Origin of the sequence: Catellatospora aurea, from assembly GCF_042663325.1 — a bacterium.
In the GTDB taxonomy this organism is placed as follows: domain Bacteria; phylum Actinomycetota; class Actinomycetes; order Mycobacteriales; family Micromonosporaceae; genus Catellatospora; species Catellatospora aurea.
Genome location: NZ_JBHTAC010000005.1, coordinates 1 through 20,335, shown reverse-complemented (window position 1 = coordinate 20,335; position 20,335 = coordinate 1). Strand labels below are relative to the sequence as shown.

General features: G+C 72.7%; 22 protein-coding genes. 12 read left to right on the top strand and 10 right to left on the bottom strand.

The window, feature by feature from the left end; genetic code table 11:
• The first annotated feature begins 58 nt into the window (after positions 1-58).
• Complete coding sequence (locus ACFQO7_RS06600) at positions 59-3,019, top strand: carbohydrate-binding protein (protein ID WP_376805581.1); 2,961 nt, start codon at positions 59-61, stop codon at positions 3,017-3,019.
• Positions 3,020-3,054: 35 nt separating this feature from the next.
• Positions 3,055-4,674: a glycoside hydrolase family 13 protein gene (locus ACFQO7_RS06595; protein ID WP_376805580.1), complete on the top strand. Its 1,620-nt coding sequence runs from the start codon at positions 3,055-3,057 to the stop codon at positions 4,672-4,674.
• 114 nt (positions 4,675-4,788) lie between these two features.
• On the opposite strand, the gene ACFQO7_RS06590 is transcribed toward ACFQO7_RS06595, so the two are convergent.
• Both ACFQO7_RS06590 and ACFQO7_RS06585 read right to left on the bottom strand, forming a co-directional pair.
• Complete coding sequence (locus ACFQO7_RS06590) at positions 4,789-5,100, bottom strand: type II toxin-antitoxin system PemK/MazF family toxin (protein ID WP_376805579.1); 312 nt, start codon at positions 5,098-5,100, stop codon at positions 4,789-4,791.
• A 38-nt stretch (positions 5,101-5,138) separates the two neighbouring features.
• A complete protein-coding gene (locus ACFQO7_RS06585) occupies positions 5,139-5,363 on the bottom strand; it encodes a hypothetical protein (RefSeq protein WP_376805578.1) in 225 nt (74 codons plus the stop codon).
• Positions 5,364-5,538: 175 nt separating this feature from the next.
• On the opposite strand from ACFQO7_RS06585, the gene ACFQO7_RS06580 reads away from it, so the two are divergent.
• A complete protein-coding gene (locus tag ACFQO7_RS06580; RefSeq protein ID WP_376805577.1) occupies positions 5,539-6,531 on the top strand; it encodes a LacI family DNA-binding transcriptional regulator in 993 nt (330 codons plus the stop codon).
• 64 nt (positions 6,532-6,595) lie between these two features.
• A complete protein-coding gene (locus tag ACFQO7_RS06575) occupies positions 6,596-6,943 on the top strand; it encodes an ADP-ribosylation/crystallin J1 (protein ID WP_376805576.1) in 348 nt (115 codons plus the stop codon).
• 14 nt (positions 6,944-6,957) lie between these two features.
• Here the strand turns inward: ACFQO7_RS06575 and ACFQO7_RS06570 are convergent, their stop codons facing one another.
• Together ACFQO7_RS06570 and ACFQO7_RS06565 are read right to left on the bottom strand one after the other, a co-directional pair.
• A complete protein-coding gene (locus tag ACFQO7_RS06570; RefSeq protein ID WP_376805575.1) occupies positions 6,958-7,455 on the bottom strand; it encodes a hypothetical protein in 498 nt (165 codons plus the stop codon).
• Positions 7,456-7,503: 48 nt separating this feature from the next.
• Entirely contained in the window at positions 7,504-9,093 is a 1,590-nt protein-coding gene (locus ACFQO7_RS06565) for an MFS transporter (protein WP_376805574.1), read from the bottom strand.
• A 165-nt stretch (positions 9,094-9,258) separates the two neighbouring features.
• Between ACFQO7_RS06565 and ACFQO7_RS06560 the strand changes: the two genes are divergently transcribed.
• The 3 genes from ACFQO7_RS06560 to ACFQO7_RS06550 all read left to right on the top strand — a co-directional run bounded on the left by ACFQO7_RS06560 (position 9,259) and on the right by ACFQO7_RS06550 (position 12,375).
• Positions 9,259-10,578: an outer membrane protein assembly factor BamB family protein gene (locus tag ACFQO7_RS06560; protein ID WP_376805573.1), complete on the top strand. Its 1,320-nt coding sequence runs from the start codon at positions 9,259-9,261 to the stop codon at positions 10,576-10,578.
• A gap of 77 nt (positions 10,579-10,655) precedes the next feature.
• A complete protein-coding gene (locus tag ACFQO7_RS06555; RefSeq protein WP_376805766.1) occupies positions 10,656-11,411 on the top strand; it encodes a nucleotidyltransferase domain-containing protein in 756 nt (251 codons plus the stop codon).
• A 55-nt stretch (positions 11,412-11,466) separates the two neighbouring features.
• Positions 11,467-12,375: an ADP-ribosylglycohydrolase family protein gene (locus tag ACFQO7_RS06550; protein WP_376805572.1), complete on the top strand. Its 909-nt coding sequence runs from the start codon at positions 11,467-11,469 to the stop codon at positions 12,373-12,375.
• A gap of 20 nt (positions 12,376-12,395) precedes the next feature.
• Here ACFQO7_RS06550 and ACFQO7_RS06545 read toward each other — a convergent pair whose 3' ends face one another.
• On the bottom strand, positions 12,396-13,328 hold the full coding sequence (locus ACFQO7_RS06545; RefSeq protein WP_376805571.1) for an LLM class F420-dependent oxidoreductase: 933 nt from the start codon (positions 13,326-13,328) through the stop codon (positions 12,396-12,398).
• 59 nt (positions 13,329-13,387) lie between these two features.
• Positions 13,388-13,870 (bottom strand): MFS transporter, encoded by a 483-nt coding sequence (locus tag ACFQO7_RS06540; RefSeq protein WP_376805570.1) that lies wholly within the window; start codon positions 13,868-13,870, stop codon positions 13,388-13,390.
• 46 nt (positions 13,871-13,916) lie between these two features.
• Here ACFQO7_RS06540 and ACFQO7_RS06535 point away from each other — a divergent pair, with 46 nt between their 5' ends.
• Entirely contained in the window at positions 13,917-14,273 is a 357-nt protein-coding gene (locus ACFQO7_RS06535) for a hypothetical protein (protein ID WP_376805569.1), read from the top strand.
• A gap of 45 nt (positions 14,274-14,318) precedes the next feature.
• On the opposite strand, the gene ACFQO7_RS06530 is transcribed toward ACFQO7_RS06535, so the two are convergent.
• On the bottom strand, positions 14,319-15,251 hold the full coding sequence (locus tag ACFQO7_RS06530; protein WP_376805568.1) for an MBL fold metallo-hydrolase: 933 nt from the start codon (positions 15,249-15,251) through the stop codon (positions 14,319-14,321).
• 123 nt (positions 15,252-15,374) lie between these two features.
• Here ACFQO7_RS06530 and ACFQO7_RS06525 point away from each other — a divergent pair, with 123 nt between their 5' ends.
• The 3 genes from ACFQO7_RS06525 to ACFQO7_RS06515 all read left to right on the top strand — a co-directional run bounded on the left by ACFQO7_RS06525 (position 15,375) and on the right by ACFQO7_RS06515 (position 17,187).
• Positions 15,375-15,701, top strand: coding sequence for a hypothetical protein (locus tag ACFQO7_RS06525; RefSeq protein ID WP_376805567.1), 327 nt, complete (start codon positions 15,375-15,377; stop codon positions 15,699-15,701).
• A 152-nt stretch (positions 15,702-15,853) separates the two neighbouring features.
• Positions 15,854-16,597: a hypothetical protein gene (locus ACFQO7_RS06520; protein ID WP_376805566.1), complete on the top strand. Its 744-nt coding sequence runs from the start codon at positions 15,854-15,856 to the stop codon at positions 16,595-16,597.
• Between the two features lie 104 nt (positions 16,598-16,701).
• Complete coding sequence (locus ACFQO7_RS06515) at positions 16,702-17,187, top strand: GNAT family N-acetyltransferase (RefSeq protein ID WP_376805565.1); 486 nt, start codon at positions 16,702-16,704, stop codon at positions 17,185-17,187.
• Between the two features lie 481 nt (positions 17,188-17,668).
• On the opposite strand, the gene ACFQO7_RS06510 is transcribed toward ACFQO7_RS06515, so the two are convergent.
• The 3 genes from ACFQO7_RS06510 to ACFQO7_RS06500 are packed head-to-tail and all read right to left on the bottom strand — an operon-like array spanning position 17,669 to position 19,393.
• A complete protein-coding gene (locus ACFQO7_RS06510) occupies positions 17,669-18,631 on the bottom strand; it encodes a hypothetical protein (RefSeq protein ID WP_376805564.1) in 963 nt (320 codons plus the stop codon).
• A gap of 49 nt (positions 18,632-18,680) precedes the next feature.
• Positions 18,681-19,220, bottom strand: a complete 540-nt coding sequence (locus ACFQO7_RS06505; protein ID WP_376805563.1) for an orotate phosphoribosyltransferase — start codon at positions 19,218-19,220, stop codon at positions 18,681-18,683.
• On the bottom strand, positions 19,217-19,393 hold the full coding sequence (locus ACFQO7_RS06500) for an alpha/beta fold hydrolase (RefSeq protein WP_376805562.1): 177 nt from the start codon (positions 19,391-19,393) through the stop codon (positions 19,217-19,219). Before ACFQO7_RS06500 ends, ACFQO7_RS06505 begins: the two co-directional genes overlap by 4 nt.
• Positions 19,394-19,514: 121 nt before the next feature.
• On the opposite strand from ACFQO7_RS06500, the gene ACFQO7_RS06495 reads away from it, so the two are divergent.
• Complete coding sequence (locus tag ACFQO7_RS06495; RefSeq protein ID WP_376805561.1) at positions 19,515-20,261, top strand: DUF6518 family protein; 747 nt, start codon at positions 19,515-19,517, stop codon at positions 20,259-20,261.
• The last annotated feature ends 74 nt before the right edge of the window (positions 20,262-20,335 follow it).

The following is a 20,335-nucleotide window of genomic DNA, read 5'->3' as shown; positions in this document are numbered from 1 at the left end:
GCCGGTCGGTGCTGCTCCGCCACGGGGGACACACCGACGCAAGTGAAGGGAGTACGCAATGACGCTGCACCATCGCACCGCTTCCCGCATCCCCGCTCGCACCCTGCTGGCCGCTCTCGCCGCGGCCGTGCTCACCCTCGGCGCAGGCCTGCTCACGGCCCTGCCCGCGGCCGCCGCCACCACGACGTACCAGGCCGAGTCGGCCGCCCGGTCCGGCGGGACCGTCGTCGCCACCGACCACACCGGGTACACCGGTTCCGGGTTCGTCGGCGGTTACACCGACGGCAACAAGGGCAACGCCAACCTGACGTTCACGGTGAACGTGTCCGGCACCGCCAACCGCACGCTGACCCTGCGCTACGCCAACGGCACCACGGCGACCAAGACCCTGTCGCTGTACGTGAACGGTTCGAAGATCAAGCAGATCAGCCTGAACGCCACCGCCAACTGGGACACCTGGGGCACCCAGGTCGAGACGGTCTCGCTGGCCAACGGCGACAGCACGGTGGCGTACAAGTTCGACAGCGCCGACTCGGGCAACGTCAACCTGGACAGCCTGACCGTCGCCGACTTCGCCGCCCCGCCCGCGGGCCAGTACGAGGCCGAGTCTGCGTCGCTGTCCGGCGGCGCGACGGTCGCCACCGACCACCCGGGCTACACGGGCTCCGGGTTCGTCGGCGGCTACACCGACGGCAACAAGGGCAACGCGAAAACGTCGTTCACCGTCAACGTCGCGAGCGCGGGCACCGCCACCGTGACCGTGCGCTACGCCAACGGCACCGGCGCGAACATGACCCTGTCGCTGTACGTCAACGGCGGCAAGCTGCGCCAGATCACCCTGCCGGCCACCGCGAACTGGGACACCTGGGGCACCATCGCCGAGTCGGTGTCGCTGAACGCCGGGAACAACACGGTCGCGCTCAAGTTCGACAGCACCGACTCCGGCAACATCAACCTGGACAACATCACCGTGTCCGGGACGACGCAGCCGAGCCCGACGCCGACCCCGAGCACCAGCCCGACGCCGCCGCCGACCGGGATGTCGTACGAGCTGGAGACCGGCTTCATCGCCGGTGGCACCTCGACCGCGACCGGCACCGGCGGCTACACCGGCACCGGCTACGTGACCGGCCTGACCACGGCCGGGGCCCGCGTCATCCGGACCGTCAACGCCACCACGGCGGGGGCGACCACGGTGACGCTGCGCTACACGAACACCAACGGCGCCGCCCGCACCGTGTCGGTGTACGTCAACGACCTCAAGACCGGCCAGCTCTCGCTGCCCGCCGGGTCCGGCTGGCTCACCGCCGCGCAGAGCCTCACCCTGCGCGCCGGGCTGAACATCATCGCCTACCAGTACGACTCGGGCGACTCGGGCAACGTGCTGCTGGACAACGTCACCGTCGGCAGCGGCACGGCGCTGGCCACCCGCGGCGCGACGCTGCCGTACACCGTCTACGAGGCGGAGTCGGGCAGCACCAACGCCTCGCTGATCGGGCCGAACCGGGCCTACCTGTCCGAGCCGTCGGAGGCGTCCGGCCGCCGCGCCGTGAAGCTGTCGTCGACCGGGCAGTACGTGCAGGTCACGCTGACCAAGCCGGCCAACGCGTTCGTGATCCGCTACTCGATCCCGGACAACGCGGCGGGCACCGGCAACACCAACCCGCTCGCGCTGTACGCGGGCGGCACGAAGATCCAGGACGTCACCCTCAGCTCGGTCTACAGCTGGGTGTACGGGGCGTACCCGTACAACAACAACCCGGCGGGCGGCGAGCCGCACCGCTTCTTCGACGACGTACGGGTGCTGCTCGGCACCACGTACCCGGCGGGCACGGTCATCAAGCTGCAGAAGGACGCGACCTCGTCGGCGTCGTACTACACGATCGACCTGATCGAGGCCGAGGTCGCCCCGGCGGCCCTGTCCGCCCCGGCGGACTACCTCACCGTGACCTCGTACGGGGCCGTCGCCAACGACGCCGGCGACGACACCAACGCGTTCAACAGCGCCATCGCGGCGGCGCAGAGCCAGGGCAAGGGCCTGTGGGTGCCGGCCGGCACGTTCGTCACGAACGCCCGGCTCAACATCCAGAACGTCAGCCTGCGCGGCGCGGGTGTGTGGCACACCGTCATCAAGGGCACGAACGGCAAGGGCGGCTTCTTCGCCACCGGCTCGAACGTGCGGCTGGCCGACTTCACCCTGGCCGGGGACGTGCGTTACCGCGACGACAGCGCGTTCGACGCCGGCATCGAGGGCAACTTCGGCACCGGCTCGCTGGTCAGCAACGTCTGGATCGAGCACACCAAGGTCGGCATGTGGCCGTCCACCGGCACCAACGGCCTGTACGTCGTCGGCACCCGGATGCGCGACATCTTCGCCGACGGCGTGAACGTCAACGGCGGCGCGACCAACGTGCGCGTCGACCAGAGCACGCTGCGCAACACCGGCGACGACGCGCTGGCCATGTGGTCCAACTCGGCCCCGGTCACCAACAGCGCGTTCGCCTTCAACACGGTGGCGCTGCCGATGCTGGCCAACGGCGCGGCGATCTACGGCGGCAACGGCAACCGCATCGAGGACAACCTGATCAGCGACTCGGTGTACGCCGGGTCCGGCATCGCCATCAGCACCTGGCACGGGGCGCTGCCGTTCAGCAACACCACCACGGTGGCTCGCAACACGCTGACCCGCACGTCGAGCTTCGAGCGCAACTGGAACTCGGCGCTGGGCGGCCTGTGGATCTACGCGGAGGCCACCGACATCACGGCTCCGGTGCAGGTCTTGGACGTCGACATCATCGACTCCACGTACCAGGGCATCCTGCTCAGCTTCCAGCGCACCATCACCAACCTCACGCTCGACCACGTCACCGTCAACGGCGCCGGGACGTACGGGATCGAGCTCAACGCCGCGGGCAGCGCGTACGTCACGTACGTCACCGTCTCCGGCGCCGCGAGCGGCGGGTTGATCAACCGGCTGGGCTACACGCTCAACCGCGGCCCCGGCAACAGCGGTTTCTGACCGGACCCACTGCGAATCACTGAAGGCAGGTACCCGTGTTCCACAACGACACCCGCGACTGGTGGCACCACGCCGCCATCTACCAGGTCTACCCGCGCTCCTTCGCCGACGCGAACGGCGACGGCGTGGGCGACCTGGCGGGTATCCGCGCCAAGTTCGGGTACCTGCACGCCCTCGGCATCAACGCGATCTGGTTCAGCCCCTGGTACCCCTCGCCGATGGCGGACGCCGGCTACGACGTGGCCGACTACCGCGACATCGACCCGTCCTTCGGCACGCTCGCCGAGGCGGAGGCGCTGATCGCCGAGGCGCACCGGCTCGACATCCGCATCATCGTCGACATCGTGCCCAACCACTGCTCCGACGCCCACGCCTGGTTCCAGCGCGCGCTGGCCGAAGGGCCCGGTTCGCCGGCCCGGGACCTGTTCTGGTTCCGGGCCGGGCGGGGCGAGCACGGTGAGCTACCGCCCAACGACTGGAACTCCGTCTTCAACGGCCCGGCCTGGACCCGGGTCGCCGACGGCGAGTGGTACCTGCACCTGTTCGCCCCCGAGCAGCCCGACCTGAACTGGGAGAACCCGCTGGTCCGCGACGAGTTCGAGGACATCCTGCGGTTCTGGTTCGACCGGGGTGTGGACGGCATCCGGATCGACTCGGCGGCGATGTGCGTCAAGGACCCCGAGCTGGCCGACTTCGACCCGGCCGCGCCGCCGACCCCGCACCCGTTCGTCGACCGCGACGAGATCCACGACATCTACCGGTCGTGGCGGACGGTCGCGGACTCGTACGAGACCCCGCGCGCCCTGATCGGCGAGGTGTGGCTCGCCGACATCGACCGGTTCGCGCAGTACCTGCGCGCCGACGAGATGCACGCCGCGTTCAACTTCGACTTCCTCGGCTGCCCGTGGGACGCCAAGGCGCTGCGCCACTGCGTCGACGCCACGCTGGCCTCGCACGCCGGGGTCGGCGCGCCCAGCACCTGGGTGCTGTGCAACCACGACGTGACCCGCACCGTCACCCGCTACGGGCGGGCCGAGACCGGGTTCGAGCACGGCCTGCGCCAAGCCCGCCACCTCGCGCCCACCGACGAGGCGCTCGGCCTGCGCCGGGCCCGCGCGGCGGCGCTGCTGACCCTGGCCCTGCCCGGCTCGGTGTACGTGTACCAGGGCGAGGAGCTGGGCCTGCCCGACGTCGAGCGGCTGCCCGACGACACCCGCCAAGACCCGATCTACCACCGCTCCGGCGGCACCGACCCGGGCCGCGACGGCTGCCGGGTGCCGCTGCCCTGGTCGTCGTCGGGTTCCTCGCATGGGTTCAGTCCGTCGGGCTCGGCTCCGGCCTGGCTGCCGCAGCCGGACTGGACGAGCCTGACCGTGGAGGCGCAGCAGGCCGATCCCGGCTCGATGCTGCGGCTTTACCAGGCGGCGCTGGCCGTGCGGGGTGCCGAGGCCGGGCTCGGCGACGGGCCGATGACCTGGCTGGACACGCCTGAGCAGGTGGTTGCCTTCACCCGGCCCGGCGGATTCACCTGTGTGGTGAACCTGTCGACGGAGCCCGTCGACCTGCCCGAGCACTCGGCGATCCTGCTGACCAGCATCGACCTGGACGGTGGCCGGCTCCCGTCGGACGCCGCCGCCTGGCTGCGCACCGCATGAAAGCCGCCCGCGGCGGTGGTTGAGCGGACCACCGCCGCGGGTCCTGTCGGCCTGCGGCTCGGAAAGAGCCGTCCTTGGCGTTTCCCCAGGCGCACGCCGCATTGGCGCGACTGGTCAGCCCGGGGCGATGAGCTGCCCGAGCGCGAACGCGATGGCATCCCGCTCAGGTTTGGTCAGTGTGGCCTGATGCCGGCGTACGAGCCGCTCCGTGGACAGTGCCTTGACCTGGTCGCACATCGCGAACCCGCGCCGTCCACCGAGATTGATCTCGGGCTGCCAGACAAGCTGCCTGTCGGTGGTCGTACACGGCACCATCAGGGCCAGCCCGTTAGGCAGCGAGCAGGCCAGCGTCGAGCCGACCACGATTGCGGGCCGCTCACCTGCCTGCTCGTGGCCCACCTGGGGGTTGAACTGCACCCACCACACTTGCCAGGGAGCGACTTGAACGCGACGTTGAGGCGGGGTCACTCAACGACCGCCACATCCAGTTCCGCCCACTCACGTGCCTCGTTGCGATACTGTGCCAGCGCCTCGGGGTCGGCCTCCAGCCGCGCCGCATCCAGCGCGGCCCGATGCTGCCAAATCAGTACCCGCAGCGTCTCGTCAAGGCTCGCTCCGTTCAGCTCTTCAGCCGCGATACGTGCCAGCGCGTCACGGTTCTCCCTCGACACTCGCATACTCGTCTGCATACATGGAGTATACGGCGGTGCCCGCCCTGGTGGGCAATATCTCCCGGCGTGATCGTCGGCCCTGGGCTCCATCGCGTCATGGGTGCGACGGGCCGACGCGCGGACACCGGCCGGTTGCGCCGATGAACGAAATCTTCTGCAAGTGGCTTGCACTGTCGTGTTCTACACTTGCGCGATGGCGCGGAGGCTGGCCGAGGTGGCCCAACATGTCGGAGTCAGCGAAGCCACCGTGTCGCGGGTGCTGAACAACAAACCGGGGATCTCCGAGGCCACCCGGGCGGCGGTGCTGTCGGCGCTCGACGTGCTGGGATATGAGCGGCCGACCAAGTTGCGGGGCGAGCGGGCCCGGCTGGTCGGGATCGTGCTGCCGGAGATGCAGAACCCGATCTTTCCGGGGTTCGCCGAGGTGATGGCGGGGGCGCTGGCGAAGAAGGGGTTCACGCCGGTGCTGTGCGCGCGGACCGTCGACGGGGTGGCCGAGTCGGAGTACATCACCATCCTGCTGGAGCAGAACGTCTCCGGCGTGATCTTCGCGAGCGGGCTCTACCAGCAGACCCGGGCGGCGCACGAGCATTACGCGCTGTTGCGCGAGCGGGGGCTGCCGACGGTGCTGATCAACGCAAGCGCGGACGGGCTGGCGTTCCCGCGGGTGTGCACCGATGAGGAGCACGCGGTCGAGCAGGCGTACGCCCACCTGACGGCGCTCGGCCACGAACGGATCGGGCTGGTGCTCGGCCCGCCGGACCACGTGCCCTCGGCCCGCAAGCTGGCCGCCTACCGGGCCGCCCGCAAGGGCGCGGCCGAGCTGGTCGCGTACGGCGCGCTCACCATGGAGGAGGGCCACGCCGCCGCCGCGCGCCTGGTCGCCGAGGGCGCGACGGGGCTGATCTGCGCCAGTGACGTGCTGGCCATCGGGGCGATGCGGGCGGTCCGCCGGTCCGGCAGGCAGGTGCCCGCCGACGTGTCCGTGGTCGGCTTCGACGACTCGGGGCTGATGGCGTTCACCGACCCGCCGCTGACCACGGTGCGCCAGCCGATCGTCGCCATGGGGCAGGCCGCGGTGGCGCTGCTGCTCAGCCAGATCGAGGCCGAGCAGGTGCCCGACGACGAGCTGCTGTTCGAACCCGAGCTGGTGGTACGCGCCTCGACCGGCCCGGCCCCGGCCTGAGCAAACCCGCTGGCCAGACCGCCTCTCCCGCCGGTAATGTGCGCCGCTGCGAGAGGAGCACGTGATGACCGAGACGTTGACGCTGTGGCGGCCCACCGGCCCGAAAGAGCTGGCCCTCGTGGAGGAGTCCGGCTGGCGGGCCTGGCCGCCGCGCCTGCCCGACCAGCCGATCTTCTACCCGGTGCTCAACGAGCAGTACGCCATCATGATCGCCCGGGACTGGAACGTGCCCGCGAGCGGCTCCGGCTACGTCACCCGGTTCGCCGTGGACCGGGAATTCGCACAGCGTTACCCGGTGCAGCAGGTCGGCGGGCGGGACATCCTGGAGCTGTGGGTGCCGGCCGAGGAGCTGGACGAGTTCAACCGGCACCTCGTCGGCCTGATCGAGGTCGTGCACGAGTTCCACGGCTGAGCCGGGCGTCGGCCTCAGGGGCAGCGGGTCTTCAGGACCTGTGACCTCTGTTCGAGCGCCGTGGTGTACTTCTCGACCGCCTGCTGGGCCGCCGCCGGGTCGGTGCCCGAACGCAGGGCCTGCTGGAGCGTGGTGACCTCGGTCCGGATCGATCCGGCGATGACCTTCAGGTCCTCGCCGGCGGTCTGGGTGAGGGCCTCGTCGAGGATGGTCAGCGGCATGTCGAGCGTCGCCGCGGCCTCGTCCAGCCCTGCGCGCGGCGTCTTCACGCCCTGCTCGGCCTGGGTGACGGCGACCGCGACCCCGGCCGTGCGCATCGACACGATCAGCATCGCGGTCTTGACCGTGGCGCAGTCGTCGGTGGATTCGGTGGCGGTGCCGGGGGTGGCCTGGGCCGCGGCGCCCGCCGAGGCGCCGGCGGCGGCCGGTGCGGGCGAGCCGCTCTCCGCGCAGGCGGTGAGGGAGGCGGTGGCCAGGAGCAGCGCGGCGAGCAGGCGGCGGTGAGGGGTCACCGCGGGAGACTAGCAACGGCGGCCGCCGCGCACTGTCCCCGCCGGACCTCAGCCTGCCGAGCGTCCGGCGAGGACCTCCGTCTGGTACGAGGCGAGCAGCCGGTTCTCCTCGGCGTGGCGGGGGTAGTACCGGGCGACCAGGGCCATGCCGAGCCCGATCGCGACGATCGCGGCCGTGTACGCCCAGCGGTCGCCGGCCAGGAACGCGTTGCGGGCGCCTTCGATGATCTCGGCGGCGTGGTGCGGGTAGCGCTGCGCGGTGTCGGCGGCGCTTGCGAACGACTTCTGCAGCTCGGACACGACCGCCTGGGCGATCTCCGGCGACTGCGGCAGCTCGCGTACCTGTGTGGAGATCGACCGGACGTACCCGGCGGTCAGCAGCGCTCCAAGCAGCGACTGCATGATCGCCCCGCCGAGGTCGCGCTGCAGGTCGGCGGTGCCCGAGGCCATGCCGACGCGCCGGACCGGCACCGAGCCGGTCAGCGAGCGCGACGCCGGGGTGCCGGCCAGCCCGATCCCGACCCCGATCAGCGCGTACGACAGCCCGACCCGCCAGTAGGCGACGTCCTCGTGCCACAGCAGCAGCATGGTGAGGAACGCCAGCAGGCAGAACAGGTAGCCGAGCAGCAGCGTGAACCGCGAGCCGCGGCGCTCCACCAGCTTCGCCGAGTACGGCGCGACGAGTGTCATCAGCAGCGGTGAGGGCAGGATCGCCGCCCCGCCCTGCAGCGCCGTGTAACCGAGCACGTTCTGCATGAACTGCTGCCCGATGAAGACCGCCCCCATCAGGGAGCCGAAGACGATGGTGCCGGCCACCGCAGCGACCCAGAACGTGCGGCGGGCAGCGATCGTCAGGTCGTACAGCGGATGGGCGGCCCTGCGCTGGCGAAGCACGAACGCGATCGTCGCGGCGGCCGCGACCACTGCCAGCCCGGCCGCGGCCGGGCCGGACCCGGGGGACGGCGCGAAGTTGACGGCCAGCACCAGGGACGCGACCAGCACCACGGACAGCACTCCGCCGAGGTGGTCGACCGGTTCGGTGGACTCGTTGACGTGCGCCGGGACGCAGCGGACCGCCAGGATCAGCGCGACGAGCGCGAGCGGCAGGGTGAGCAGGAAGACCGAGCCCCACCACCACCGCTGCAGCGCGGCTCCGGCCAGCAGCGGGCCCATCGCCGAGATCGCGCCGCCGATGCCCGACCACAGTGCGATCGCGTGGATGCGGGGCGCGCCGCGCCACAGGGCGGCGATCAGGGCCAGCGTGGTCGGGTAGGCCATGCCGGCGGCGAGGCCGCCCAGCACCCGGGCGCACACCAGCATCACGTCCGAGGTGGAGTGGGAGGCCAGCAGGCAGGCGGGCACGGACAGGCTGACACCGAGGATGAGCAGCAGCTTGCGGCCGTAGCGGTCGCCGAACGCGCCCAGGTAGAGCACCGAGGCGGCCAGGCCGAGCGAGTAGCCGACGGCGACCAGGTTGAGCATGGTCTGCGACGAGTCGAAAGCGCGCCCGATCGCGGGCAGCGCCACATTGGCCACGCTCAGGTTCAGGTTGGCCACCGCGGCGACCAGGATCAGCGTACCCAGCACCAGGGCCGGGCGCGGGGGAGCCGCGTCCGGCACCGCCCCGCTCGGCGTCATCGCTGGCCTCTCGTCCCGTTTCACCCGGCAGGTGACCAGGGCGTATCTCCACGTTATGCGGCGGCGCCGCGAGCGTACGCGGATTGCCCGGACCGGACTCGACGGCCGCTAGAGGTAAACGGGCAGCGGGCGGTGGGGGCGGTGTCGTACTGTGCCGACCGTCCGATGGTGACGGGGGAGGCCGCGATGCGGTGGTGGGCCAGGAGCCTGTCCGGTGTGGTGAGCGCGGCGCTGCTGCTGTCGCTGCCGGGGCCGGCCGGGGGCGGGCCGTTCCGGGTGAGCACGGAACTGCCGCCGCTCGGCAAGGGACAGCGGTACGAGGTCGTCGCGGACGGCTACGCGCTGCGCCGCAGCTACGCCATCGAGCAGCCGGACGACACCCTCGCGGTGTTCGACCTGAACGACGGCAGGGAACTGTGGTCGGCGGATCCGGGCGTCGGGAACGTGACCACGCATGTGGCCTCGGACGGGGTGCTGGTCGTGCTCGGCAGCGCGCGCGAGGACGGCGTGACCAACATGTCGCACAGCCAGACGGTGGGCCTGGACCTGCGGACAGGACGTGAGCTGTGGCGGCGACCGCACAGCCTCGTGGGGCGGCCGGCCGGTTCGGTGGTCGCCATCACGTGCAACGGCTGCCGGGAGGACTCGGTCGGCGTCGATCTGCGCACCGGTGCGCAGGTGTGGCGGGCCCCGTGGCAGGGCACGGTCAACCTGGTGGAGCGCGACAAGGCGCTGCTCCGGGATGACAAGGGCACGCTGCGCTCACTCGACCTGCGTACCGGGCGGCTGACGACGCTCGGCACGCTGTCGCCCGGTTCGTGGATCGTCGACGCGACCGAGCGGCACCTGCTGGTGAAACCCGAGGCGGAGTATCCGGAGGGCGGCGGCACCGCCCTGCCGACCACCGTCACGGTGTACGACCGCGCCACGTTCGCCAAGGGGCAGATCTTCCCGATGCCGAAGCCGGGCATGGTGCCGTGGGAGCTATCGCTGTGCGGCGAGGACACCGTGTGCGCCCGGCCCGACTTCCACGACACCCAGCTGTACGACCTCGACAGCGGCAAGCTCCTCAGCGACCTGCCGAACTTCGCGCTGGGCGGGGCGGTGGACGCGCCGAGCCGCGGCACCGTCGTGGCCGGATTCCTGAACCCGGGTCGCCGGGGCGTGGACCGTCCCCACAGCCAGGTGCTCGACCGGCGTACCGGAGCGGTGCTCGCCGACCTGGTCGGCTGGTCGCCGGTGCTCACCGACGGGGACCGGCTCTGGGTCGTCGAGCTGGGGCTCGGGCAGCCGGGACGGCTGGGCCGGGTCGATCTCGACGCTGCGGTGTTGCGGGTGACGCCGGTCGCGCGGTTCGGCACCGGTCATGACGACTGCGACCTGCGCTACGGCTGGCTGCTGTGCACCGGCCGCGACGTGGCGACCGCGATGCGGTTGCGGGTGCCTGCCGAGACCGGCGCCGGACCGGAGGGCCACTGGTCCTGACCGGTGCGTGCCGCCCGCGGCGCGCCGAGCGGCCCTGACCGCGATGACCCGCTCGGGTAGTGTGGGCTGCCGTGGAAATGGATCTTGCGAAGCGGCTGGTGGCCGTGCCGGGTGTGGTGGCCGTCGTGCTGGGCGGCAGCCGGGCCCGTGGCGAGCACCGGCCCGACAGCGACACCGACCTCGGGCTGTACTACCGCGGCCCGCTCGACGTGGCCGCGCTGCGGGCGCTGGCCGCCGAGGTGGCCACCGCGCACGACGTGCACCGGCCGGGCGACTGGGGGCCGTGGGTCGACGGCGGCGGCTGGCTCACCGTGGACGGGCAGGCCGTCGACTGGATCTACCGGGATCTCGACCGGGTACGGGCGGTGTGGGACGACTGCCGCGAGGGCCGGTACACCGTCGAGCGGCAGGTCGGGCACCCGCTCGGGTTCTACAGCCACGCCTATGCGGGAGAGGTCGCGCTGTGCCGGGTGCTGGCCGATCCGGCCGGGGAGCTGGCCGAGCTGCGGGAGTCGACGCTCGACTACCCGGCGGCGCTCGGGGACGCGCTGGTCGCGGGGCTGTGGGAGGCGGAGTTCTCCATCACGGGCGCGCGCAAGGTCCCGCAGGACCCGGTGTACGTCGCGGGCTGCCTGTTCCGCGCGGTCGGCGTGATGGCGCAGGCGCTGCACGGGCGGGCCGGCCGCTGGACGGTCAACGAGAAGGGCATCGTCGCCTCCGCCGCCCGGCTGCCGATCGCACCGGCCGGGTTCGCCGAACTCGCCGAGGCGGCGGTCACCGATGTGGACGCCGCCATGGCGTTACTGGCAGAGGTCCGGTCCGCGGTCGGTTAAGTGGTCGGTTAAGTGATTGCCGGGGTGGACTCGGTGGGACATGATCGGCGGCACGATGAGGTTCGTCCTACACGAGAACACGCGGCGCGGATACGCCGCCGAGAGCCTGGCGGGACTGTCCGTCGGGGACGCGCTGGGAGCGCAGTACTTCATGGTCGGCCGCAGGGTCGCCGACCTCGTGGCGGGCGTCGTCCCGCCGCCGGTCTGGGAATGGACCGACGACACCGAGATGGCCTGCTCCATCACCTGGATGCTGAACGAGGCGGGCGCGATCGACCCGGACCGGCTCGTCGAGGCGTTCGCGCAGCGCTGTGAACCCAATCGGGGGTACGGAGTGGGCGCGTTCATCATCCTGCGGCGGGTGCGCGGTGGCGCGCCCTGGCAGCAGGCCGCCACCGAGGCGTTCGAGGGGCAGGGCTCGTGCGGCAACGGGGCCGCGATGCGGGTCGCGCCGCTGGGCGCGTACTTCCCGGACGATCCGGCCCGCGCCGCCGAGCAGGCCGTCGCGTCGGCGATGGTCACCCACGCCCACCCGGAGGGGGTGGCCGGGGCGGTCGCGGTCGCCGTCGCCGCGAGTCACGCCTGCGCGGGACGGCTGTCGGGCGCCCGCCCGAAGCCGGGGCCGTTCGTGGACGCGGTGCGGGCGCTGACACCGCCCGGCCGGGTGCACCGGGGGCTCGGCCGGGCGCGGCGGATGCTGCACCTGCCGGCCGCCGAGGCGGCGTACGAGCTGGGCAACGGTGCGGCGATCACCGCGCAGGACACGGTGCCGTTCACGGTCTGGGTCGCGGCCCGGATGCTGCACGACTACCCGGCGGCGATCCGCACCTGCGTCGAGGCGGGCGGGGACGTCGACACCACGGCGGCGATCGTCGGCGGCATCGTGGCCGCGTACACCGGACTCGCCGGAATCCCGCCCGACTGGCTGGCCTCCCGCGAACCGCTGCCCGACTGGGCGGGCTGAACCAGGGCCAGGGCGCGGCGTCAGGCGACCTGCGGGGCCACCGCCGAGGCGACCAGGTCCAGGTGGTCGAGGTCGGTCAGGTCGAGGAGCTGCAGGTAGACGCGCTGCGCGCCGATCCCGGCGTACCGGCCGAGCTTGTCGACGATCTCCGCCGGCGATCCGGCCAGGCCGTTGGTGCGCAGCTCGTCGACCTCCCGGCCGATCGCCTTCGCGCGGCGGGCCACCTCGGCGTCGGTACGCCCGCAGCACAGCACCAGGGCGTTCGACAGGCGCAGCGCGCCCGGGTCGCGGCCGGTGCGCACGCACGCGTCCCGGACCCGCCCGAACTGCGCTGCCGTGTCCTCGACGCTCGCGAACGGCATGTTGAACTCGTCGGCGAAGCGCGCCGCCAGCACCGGCGTGCGCCGCTTGCCGCCGCCGCCCAGCAGGATCGGGGGGTACGGGCGCTGCACCGGCTTCGGCAGCGCCGGTGACCGGGTCAGCGTGTAGTGCTTGCCGTGGAAGTCGAACGCGCCGCCGGCCGGGGTGGACCACAGTCCGGTGATGATGTGCAGCTGCTCGCCGAGCCGGTCGAAGCGCTCGCCGACGGGCGGGAACGGAATGCCGTACGCCTCGTGCTCCTCGGCGTACCAGCCCGCGCCGATGCCCAGCTCGACCCGGCCGCCGCTCATCGCGTCGACCTGCGCCACGCTGATCGCCAGCGGCCCCGGCAGGCGGAACGTCGCCGCGGTCATCAGCGTGCCGAGCCTGATCCGGCTGGTGTCGCGGGCCAGCCCGGCCAGCGTGGTCCACGCGTCGGTCGGCCCCGGCAGCCCGGTCACGTCGCCCATCTTCAGGTAGTGGTCGGACCGGAAGAACGCGCCGTACCCGGCGTCCTCGGCGGCCCGCGCCACCGCGAGCAGCTGCTCGTACGTGGCGCCCTGCTGGGGTTCGGTGAACACGCGCAGTTCCACGCCCCGAGCCTAGAAGCGCGGCCCGGCGTGGCGAGGGCGTTTGCCGATGCCGGACCCGGTCAGCCGGGGAGCGGCTCCGCCGCCGGGCCGGGCCGGGCCGGGCCGGCCCTGGCCCAGCGGGTCAGCGGCGGCACGGCGAGCCCGCACACGGTCACCAGGCCGATCGGCACCAGCCAGCCGGCGGGCGATCCGGAGCCGACGATCACGGCCGTGAGCAGGGCCGGACCGGCGGCCATGGCCAGGCCGTTGAGCAGCACCGTGACGCCCTGGTACTGCCCGACGGCGGGGTCGGGCGCGAGCGCGTACGACAGCCCGGTCGCGCCGTTGACGTGCCACAGCTCGCCCACCGAGTAGACCGCGGTGGACGCCAGCAGCAGGGTCACCGTGGCAGCCGTGGACAGCGTGGTCGCGGCGGCGAACCCGAGCATCGCGACGGCCAGCACCAGCGAGCCGCGGCGGACCATCCGCGCGGCGGGCTCGGCCAGCTCCGCGCGCCGGCCGAAGCGGGCCGACAGCACCACGGTCAGCACCGTGTAGGTCACCAGTGCCGGTGCCCGTGTTCGCGGCCGTGCGCAACGTCGCGAAGACGTGCACCCGCCCGGCGGTCCGGCCCAGCGCGCCGACGAGCGCGGCCCGCACCGTCAGGTTGCCGGTGACCAGCAGCGCCTCGACGGCGGCGACCGCCAGGAAGCTCGCCGCCGAGTCGACGAGCAGGAACATCAGCGCCGCGCCCGCCTGCAGCACCTGCAGCACGGCGCGCAGCGAGCGCGGATCGCGGCGGTCGGCGAACCGCCCCGCGGGCACGCTCGCGGCCAGGCCGACCAGCGCGGCGGCGGACAGGCCCGCGCCGACCACGGTGGCGGGCAGGCCCGCGAGCCGGGTCAGGTACAGCGCGCCGCCCGCGGCCCACAGCCCGCCGCCGACGGTGTTGGCGAACGTGCGTAGGCGGCGTTGCGCAGCTCACCGGGCGGCGGGAACCAGCCGGCCACGTCAGGCGAGGCAGGTGGGGACACGCCCGCCGTTGAACGCGGCCACGTCGGCGAGGATCGCGTAGTTGTCGAGTTCGGCGCCCCGTTCGGCGCCCTGCGCCTCGGCGTACGCCCGGTGCAGGTTGGCGACCAGCCGCTCGGCGTCCAGCCAGGTCTTGAACGGACCCAGGTCGGCGCGGCGGGCGGCCTCCAGCGGGGTGAGCCCCGCGGCGAGTCCGTCGGCGGCCAGGTCCTGCACCAGGCGCAGGTAGGCCGCGTTGGCCTCGAACACCTCGGGCCCGGCGAGCGGGCCGTGCCCGCTGACCACGACCGCCGGGTCGAGGGCGGCGAGCTGCCCCAGCACCTCCAGCGAGCCCTCGATCGAGCCCATCAGGCACAGCGGCGTCACCTCGGAGAACGTGATGTCTCCGGTGAACAGCACACGGTGTTCGGGAATCCAGACCAGGGTGTCGCCGGTGGTGTGCGCCGGACCGGGGTGCCACAGCTCCACCCGCAGCGCACCGGCGTGCAGGGTGAGCCGGTCGGTGTAGGTGAGCGTGGGCACGGCCGGGGCGACCTCGCCCCAGGCCACGTCGGGCCAGATGCCGGGCAGGTTCAGGCCGTCGCCGATGATGTCGGCGCGCGCCCTTTCGTGCGCGACGACGACCGCGTCGGGCGCGACCGTGCGCGCGCCGTAGTGGTGGTCGCCGTGCCGGTGGGTGACCACCAGGGTGCGCACCGGCGCCCAGGTCAGGGCCGCGATGTGCTCGGCCAGCAGGCGGGCGCGGCGTTCGGTGGCGGTCGCGTCGATCAGGGTCACCGCGTCCTCGCCGAGCAGCACTCCCGCGTTGCTGACGCACCAGCCGCCGTCGGGCTGCAGGTACGCGTACACGTCCGGTGCGAGGCGGGTCAGCGTCGGCGTGGGTTCCACGATCGGCGAGGCGGTGCTGCTCATGTGATCCCCCGGGTTCGTCGGGCAGCGACGGTCGCCAGTCTGTCAGAGAACCGGCGCGGCCGTGTCCTGTGGTCTCGATCACTCCGGATGCGACGTTCGCCCGAACGGGGTAGTTTTCGTTTCGTGACATTCAGCGCGCTCACCGGTCCAATCCGGTGGGTCGTGCGCCTGTCGGCGCGGATGCTGACCGCGCTGGCCCTGATGAGCCTGCTGCTCGCCCCTTCGGCGGGGCAGCCCGCGGCGCACGCCGCCCCGCGCCCGCACGCCGGACAGGCTGCCGCGAGCACCGAGGCCGCCGGGCACGAGGCGGCACCCGCCCCGGTGGCGGCCGCACCCGTCCAGATCGGAACCACCGAGCCGGCCGTGCCGGCCCGCATCGTCGTGGACACCGACCGGCTGCCCGCCTCGGCGCACCTTCGGGCGCAGGGCAGCCGCGCCCCGCCCGCGTAACCTCTCGTCACCGTCGCCGCCGCGCCCCCTGTTCGCGGCGTGCCGCTTTCTCGTGGCCGTTCTGCCGTGCCGCGCCCCGTCACCGCAATACCCCCACCTCGCGACGAACCCTGGTGTCGCGTCCACCCCTCCACCACCCCGAGGTGTCGATCATGAACGTCGTCCTGGACCTGTTCCTCCGTGACCTGCCGAACGCCGCGCTCGTCTGGTCGCTGCTCGCCGTGCTCGCCGTCGTGGCCATCGGCGCGCTGACCCTGTACACCCGTCAGCCGGAGCCCCAGCCGGTGGTGCCCGCGCCGGAGCTGCTGGAGCAGCAGGCGCTGCTGGCCGCGCACGCCCAGGCGCTCGTGCGCAAGGCCCGTGAGGCGACCGTCGCCGCCGAGCGCGCCGCGGCGACCGCCCGCCGCCGCCGGGAGGAGTGGCTGGCCGCGCAGGACGTGGCGGAGACCGCCTGGCAGCGCTACGACGAGGCCGACTCCGAGGCGCGCCGCAAGCTGACCGCCGCCGCGCTGCCGCTGCCGCGCACCCCGCAGACCCCCGCCGAGTACGCCTTCCGTGAGCGCCACCTGCACCGTTCCGCCATGTCGGCGTGCTCGCACCAGCAGCTGTCCGCCCTGGAGCTGAGCGACGCGCTGGCCCACCGCGCCGGCTGGGACCCGCGCCGCCACCCGATCGAGCAGGAGACGATGCTGTCGCAGTTCGCCCGCGCGTCGCTGCGCACGGCCTACCGCCGGGCGGCCGACACCGAGAAGCAGGCCTGGCTGGCCACCGAGGCCGCGACCGCCGCGGCGGCGTCCCTGCGCGCGGCCGCCCACGCCGCGAACGTCCGTGCCCGCCGGGTCACCCGCCGCGTCACGACACCGCCGAGCGAGGTGGCCCTCGCCGACCTGATCTGACCTCCAGGATCACTCGACTTGCCCGGCATCCGGGCGAAAGGGCGCTCAAGATGCGCACTGGTGCCAGGCAGGTCGAATGATCGAGGGGGCGGTAGGGTCCCGGCGTGATCATTCGAGAGGCGAGCGGCCAGGACTGGCCCGCGATCTATCCGTTCTTCACCGAGATCGTCGCGGCGGGGGAGACCTACGCCTTCCCGGAGGGCATGGACGCCGAGCAGGCCCGGCCGTGGTGGATGGAGCAGGCCCCGGGCCGGACCGTGGTGGCCGTGGACGGGGACACCGTGCTCGGGTCGGCCAAGATGGGCCCGAACCGGCCGGGCCGGGGCGCGCACATCGCGACCGCCAGCTTCATGGTCGACCCGGCCCACCGGGGCCGCGGCGTGGGCCGGGCGCTCGGCGAGCACGTCCTGGACTGGGCGCGGGCGCAGGGATACCACGGCATGCAGTTCAACGCGGTGGTGGAGACCAACACGGCGGCCGTGCGGCTGTGGCAGGCGATCGGGTTCGAGATCCTCGCCACGGTGCCGGAGACGTTCGAGCACCCGACGCACGGCCGGGTCGGCCTGCACGTGATGTACCAGCGCCTGTAGCCGAATCGCCCAGCCGGGCACGATCCGGTGGCGCAGGAAGCGCAGAACGGGGGAAACCGTACACATCCGCACCGTGTCCGGGTACGGAATCCGCACTCTGCGACGAACGCGGAGAGTGGAGCTGCGATTACTTTCAGTGAAAAAATCTTGAGTTTGCCCTGGACGACCCCAGGTCAGGCGACGTAGCGTGATCCCCAGTGGCGCGACGCTCGATGAAGGCCCCAGGGGTCCCAGCGGGCCGGCCCGGCCGGAAGACAGGTTCTTCAGGTTGGTGGCGCCGAGCGAAGTGCACAGGGGGATGGGTGGACAGATGCCGTTGGGGGACGGCGTCCACCCGGACAGTGAAAGGCCGGCGGTCGCTAACGGGGGTGAGCGACCGCCGGCCGCACTGTCGCCAGAGCCGAAAGGAAGGGCACCTTCACAACGCTCCGCGTTGTAGAAGGTGCCCTTCTTAACTGCGCCTACAGCGTGGGCTGCGGGTTCAGGCGCCCGGTGAGGGCCGTGGCGCGATCGGGGGCAGGCTGATCTCCGTGGGCAGCCGCGCGGCCTCGGCGAGGCGGCGCTCCCAGTCGGCGCGGATGCGGTCGAGCTGCTCGCGATGCTCGGCCTCCCAGTCGTCCAGCCGCCACGACAGCAGCCGCATCGCGGCCGTGTACGCGGGCATCCGGCACTCGGCGTCGTCGCGGTACAGCGCGGTCAGCTCGGCCTCCGCCCGCACCCACCCCGGCCCGGCCGGACGGCCGTCGATCGGGGCCTCCTCCCGCCGCAGGTCCCAGTTGCGGACCAGGAAGTCGTCCCGGCCGTCCCAGCCGACCGTGTGTCCCCGCGCCGCCATGCACGGCGAGTACGGCAGCGCCGCCGCCAGCACCGTCGGGTGCGCCGCGATCGGGCCCAGCAGGCCGGGCAGGTTCACCAGGTCGTAGGCGCCCACCGGCGGATCGGTGTCGTGGTAGTCGCGATGCTCGTACCGCTCCCGACAGGCGTTGCTCGCCGCCACCCAAGCGGTGACGTCGTCGCCCGGCCGCAGGTGCCACTTCTCCGGCGAGGTCTCGTCCGGCATCCGGGCACTGCCCATCGCGTTGCGCACGACCCTGCGGCCGAGGTGGGTGACCGAGTCGAGCACACCCGCCCAGCCGTCGCCGTAGCCGAGGTCGGCGTCGGTGAAGTCCTGGTAGTAGCTGACGTACGGGCGGATCCGCCAGGGCTGGCCGCGTTCGCGCATGCAGGCCGCGGTGCCGCCCTCGACCCGGTGGTAGCTGAGCAGCTCGTTCGCGCGCAGCTCGGCCGCCGAGCCGGTGATCCGGATGGTCAGCGCGTCCAGCCGCCGGGCCGTCGCGGCCAGGTCGAACCGCGCCGCCCGGTGGACGGCGTACCCGCCGCCCGCGATCAGCAGCGCCGCGGCGACCACCACGATGACCAGGCGCTTACGGGTGAGCCGGACCATCCCGTTCCCTTCCCGACACCGGATGAGACGGGTATGAATGTAGCCGCCGCTACCGGCCGGCGCGGTCCCGTGCGCGGTCGAGATCGGAGCGGGTCAGCAGCGCGCCCAGCGTGATGCCGTCGGCGGCCAGCGCGGCCGCGCCGCCCTCCTCGCGGTCGATGACGCACAGCGCGTCCTCGACGATCGCGCCCAGCTCGCGCAGCTGCCGCGTCGAGATCGCGAGCTGGCCGCCGGAGGTGACCACGTCCTCGACGACCAGCACACGGCGGCCGGTGACGTCCGCGCCCTCGGCGAGCCGGGCGGTGCCGTACTCCTTGGCGGTCTTGCGCACGAAGGCGCACGGCAGCCCGGTGTGCCGGCCCAGCGCGGTGACCACGGCGATGCCGCCCATCTCCAGCCCGGCCAGCACCTCTATGCCCGCCGGGACGAGCGCGGCCAGCCGCCCGGCGAGCGCGTCGAGCAGCACGGGATCAGCCTCGAACCGATACTTGTCGAAGTACTCGGTGGCGGTGCGCCCGGAGCGGAGCAGGAACTCGCCGCGCAGGCGGCAGGCGGCGTCGACCTCCCGGGCGAGTTCGTCGAGCGTCACCGGAGACCGTCCTTCAGGAAGGCCCGCAGGGCGGCGAGCCCCGTCATGGTATGCGCCCAGGTCTCCGCCTCGCTGGGCAGCCCGTTCAGCAGCACCACCACGGGACCGTCCGCGACCCCTTCCTCCAGAAAGGACAGCCGCACCCCGTTGACCGTGCTCTCACCCCGTGTCACGGCCGCGACGGTACTGCACCCGCGGCGAACCCGCCGCCCCGCGACGAAGCCTTGCCTCGGCGATGATGTTCGCCGATGGTGGAACCGCAGTCGGTGTTCCGTGCCGGAGTGGGGGATGGTCATGGCCACGGTGGAGACCGCGACAGACGTCGCCGAGGCCGAGCCATCCGTGGCGGTCGGCCCGTCCCTGCGCTGGGTGCTGGTCGCCGGAGCGGCGCTCGGCACGCTGGCCTTCCTCGGGGACGAACTGCCCGAGACCGTCGGGCGCATCGTGCTGACGCTGACCAGCAACGGCTTCGCCTGGGGCGCGGCCGCGTTCGTCACGGGCTACCTGGTCCGCCGGGCCCGCCGCGCCCCCGTCGTCGCGACCGGCCTGCTGCTCGTCGCCACCGCCGTGTACTACCTGCTCATCCTGGTAGTGTCGCGGCGCTGGAGCGGCGGCTACACCGAGGACGGCTCGTCGTACGACATGTACGGGCTGATCAGCCTGGTTCGCGCGGCGGGCTTCTGGCTGGGGCTCGCCGTCGGCGCGGGGCTGGTCTTCGGTCTGCTCGGCCACGTCGTGCGCAACGCTTCGCCGGGACTGTCCGCCGCCGCCGCGGGCCTGTCGTACGGCCTGCTGGCCGCGGAAGGCATGTACGGCCTGGCCACCGCGTCGTGGTCGATGATCGACGACCCCTTCGTCCAGGCATATGTCGTGTCGTACGCGATCCAGGTGCCGCTCGCCCTGGCCGTCGTGACCGTCCTGGCCGCACGCCGCAGCACACCCTTCGCGTGGGCGGTCTACCCGGCGTCGGCCGTCTGCTCCGCAGGTCTCGGCATCGTCCTCTGGTCCGTCGTCGCGTCGATCCGCGTATCCGGCTTCTGACCACCCGCCTCCCCGCCGACAAACTCCCCCCAACCCCCAACCCCCAACCCCCAACCCCCAACCCCCAACCCCCA

Bases quoted from the DNA above. Each gene is read 5' to 3' on its own strand.
- ACFQO7_RS06600 (WP_376805581.1), top strand. From the start codon at position 59: ATGACGCTGCACCATCGCACCGCTTCCCGCATCCCCGCTCGCACCCTG.
- ACFQO7_RS06585 (WP_376805578.1), bottom strand. From the start codon at position 5,363: ATGCAGACGAGTATGCGAGTGTCGAGGGAGAACCGTGACGCGCTGGCA.
- ACFQO7_RS06580 (WP_376805577.1), top strand. From the start codon at position 5,539: ATGGCGCGGAGGCTGGCCGAGGTGGCCCAACATGTCGGAGTCAGCGAA.
- ACFQO7_RS06575 (WP_376805576.1), top strand. From the start codon at position 6,596: ATGACCGAGACGTTGACGCTGTGGCGGCCCACCGGCCCGAAAGAGCTG.
- ACFQO7_RS06565 (WP_376805574.1), bottom strand. From the start codon at position 9,093: ATGACGCCGAGCGGGGCGGTGCCGGACGCGGCTCCCCCGCGCCCGGCC.
- ACFQO7_RS06560 (WP_376805573.1), top strand. From the start codon at position 9,259: ATGGTGACGGGGGAGGCCGCGATGCGGTGGTGGGCCAGGAGCCTGTCC.
- ACFQO7_RS06555 (WP_376805766.1), top strand. From the start codon at position 10,656: ATGGATCTTGCGAAGCGGCTGGTGGCCGTGCCGGGTGTGGTGGCCGTC.
- ACFQO7_RS06550 (WP_376805572.1), top strand. From the start codon at position 11,467: ATGAGGTTCGTCCTACACGAGAACACGCGGCGCGGATACGCCGCCGAG.
- ACFQO7_RS06530 (WP_376805568.1), bottom strand. From the start codon at position 15,251: ATGAGCAGCACCGCCTCGCCGATCGTGGAACCCACGCCGACGCTGACC.
- ACFQO7_RS06520 (WP_376805566.1), top strand. From the start codon at position 15,854: ATGAACGTCGTCCTGGACCTGTTCCTCCGTGACCTGCCGAACGCCGCG.
- ACFQO7_RS06510 (WP_376805564.1), bottom strand. From the start codon at position 18,631: ATGGTCCGGCTCACCCGTAAGCGCCTGGTCATCGTGGTGGTCGCCGCG.
- ACFQO7_RS06495 (WP_376805561.1), top strand. From the start codon at position 19,515: ATGGCCACGGTGGAGACCGCGACAGACGTCGCCGAGGCCGAGCCATCC.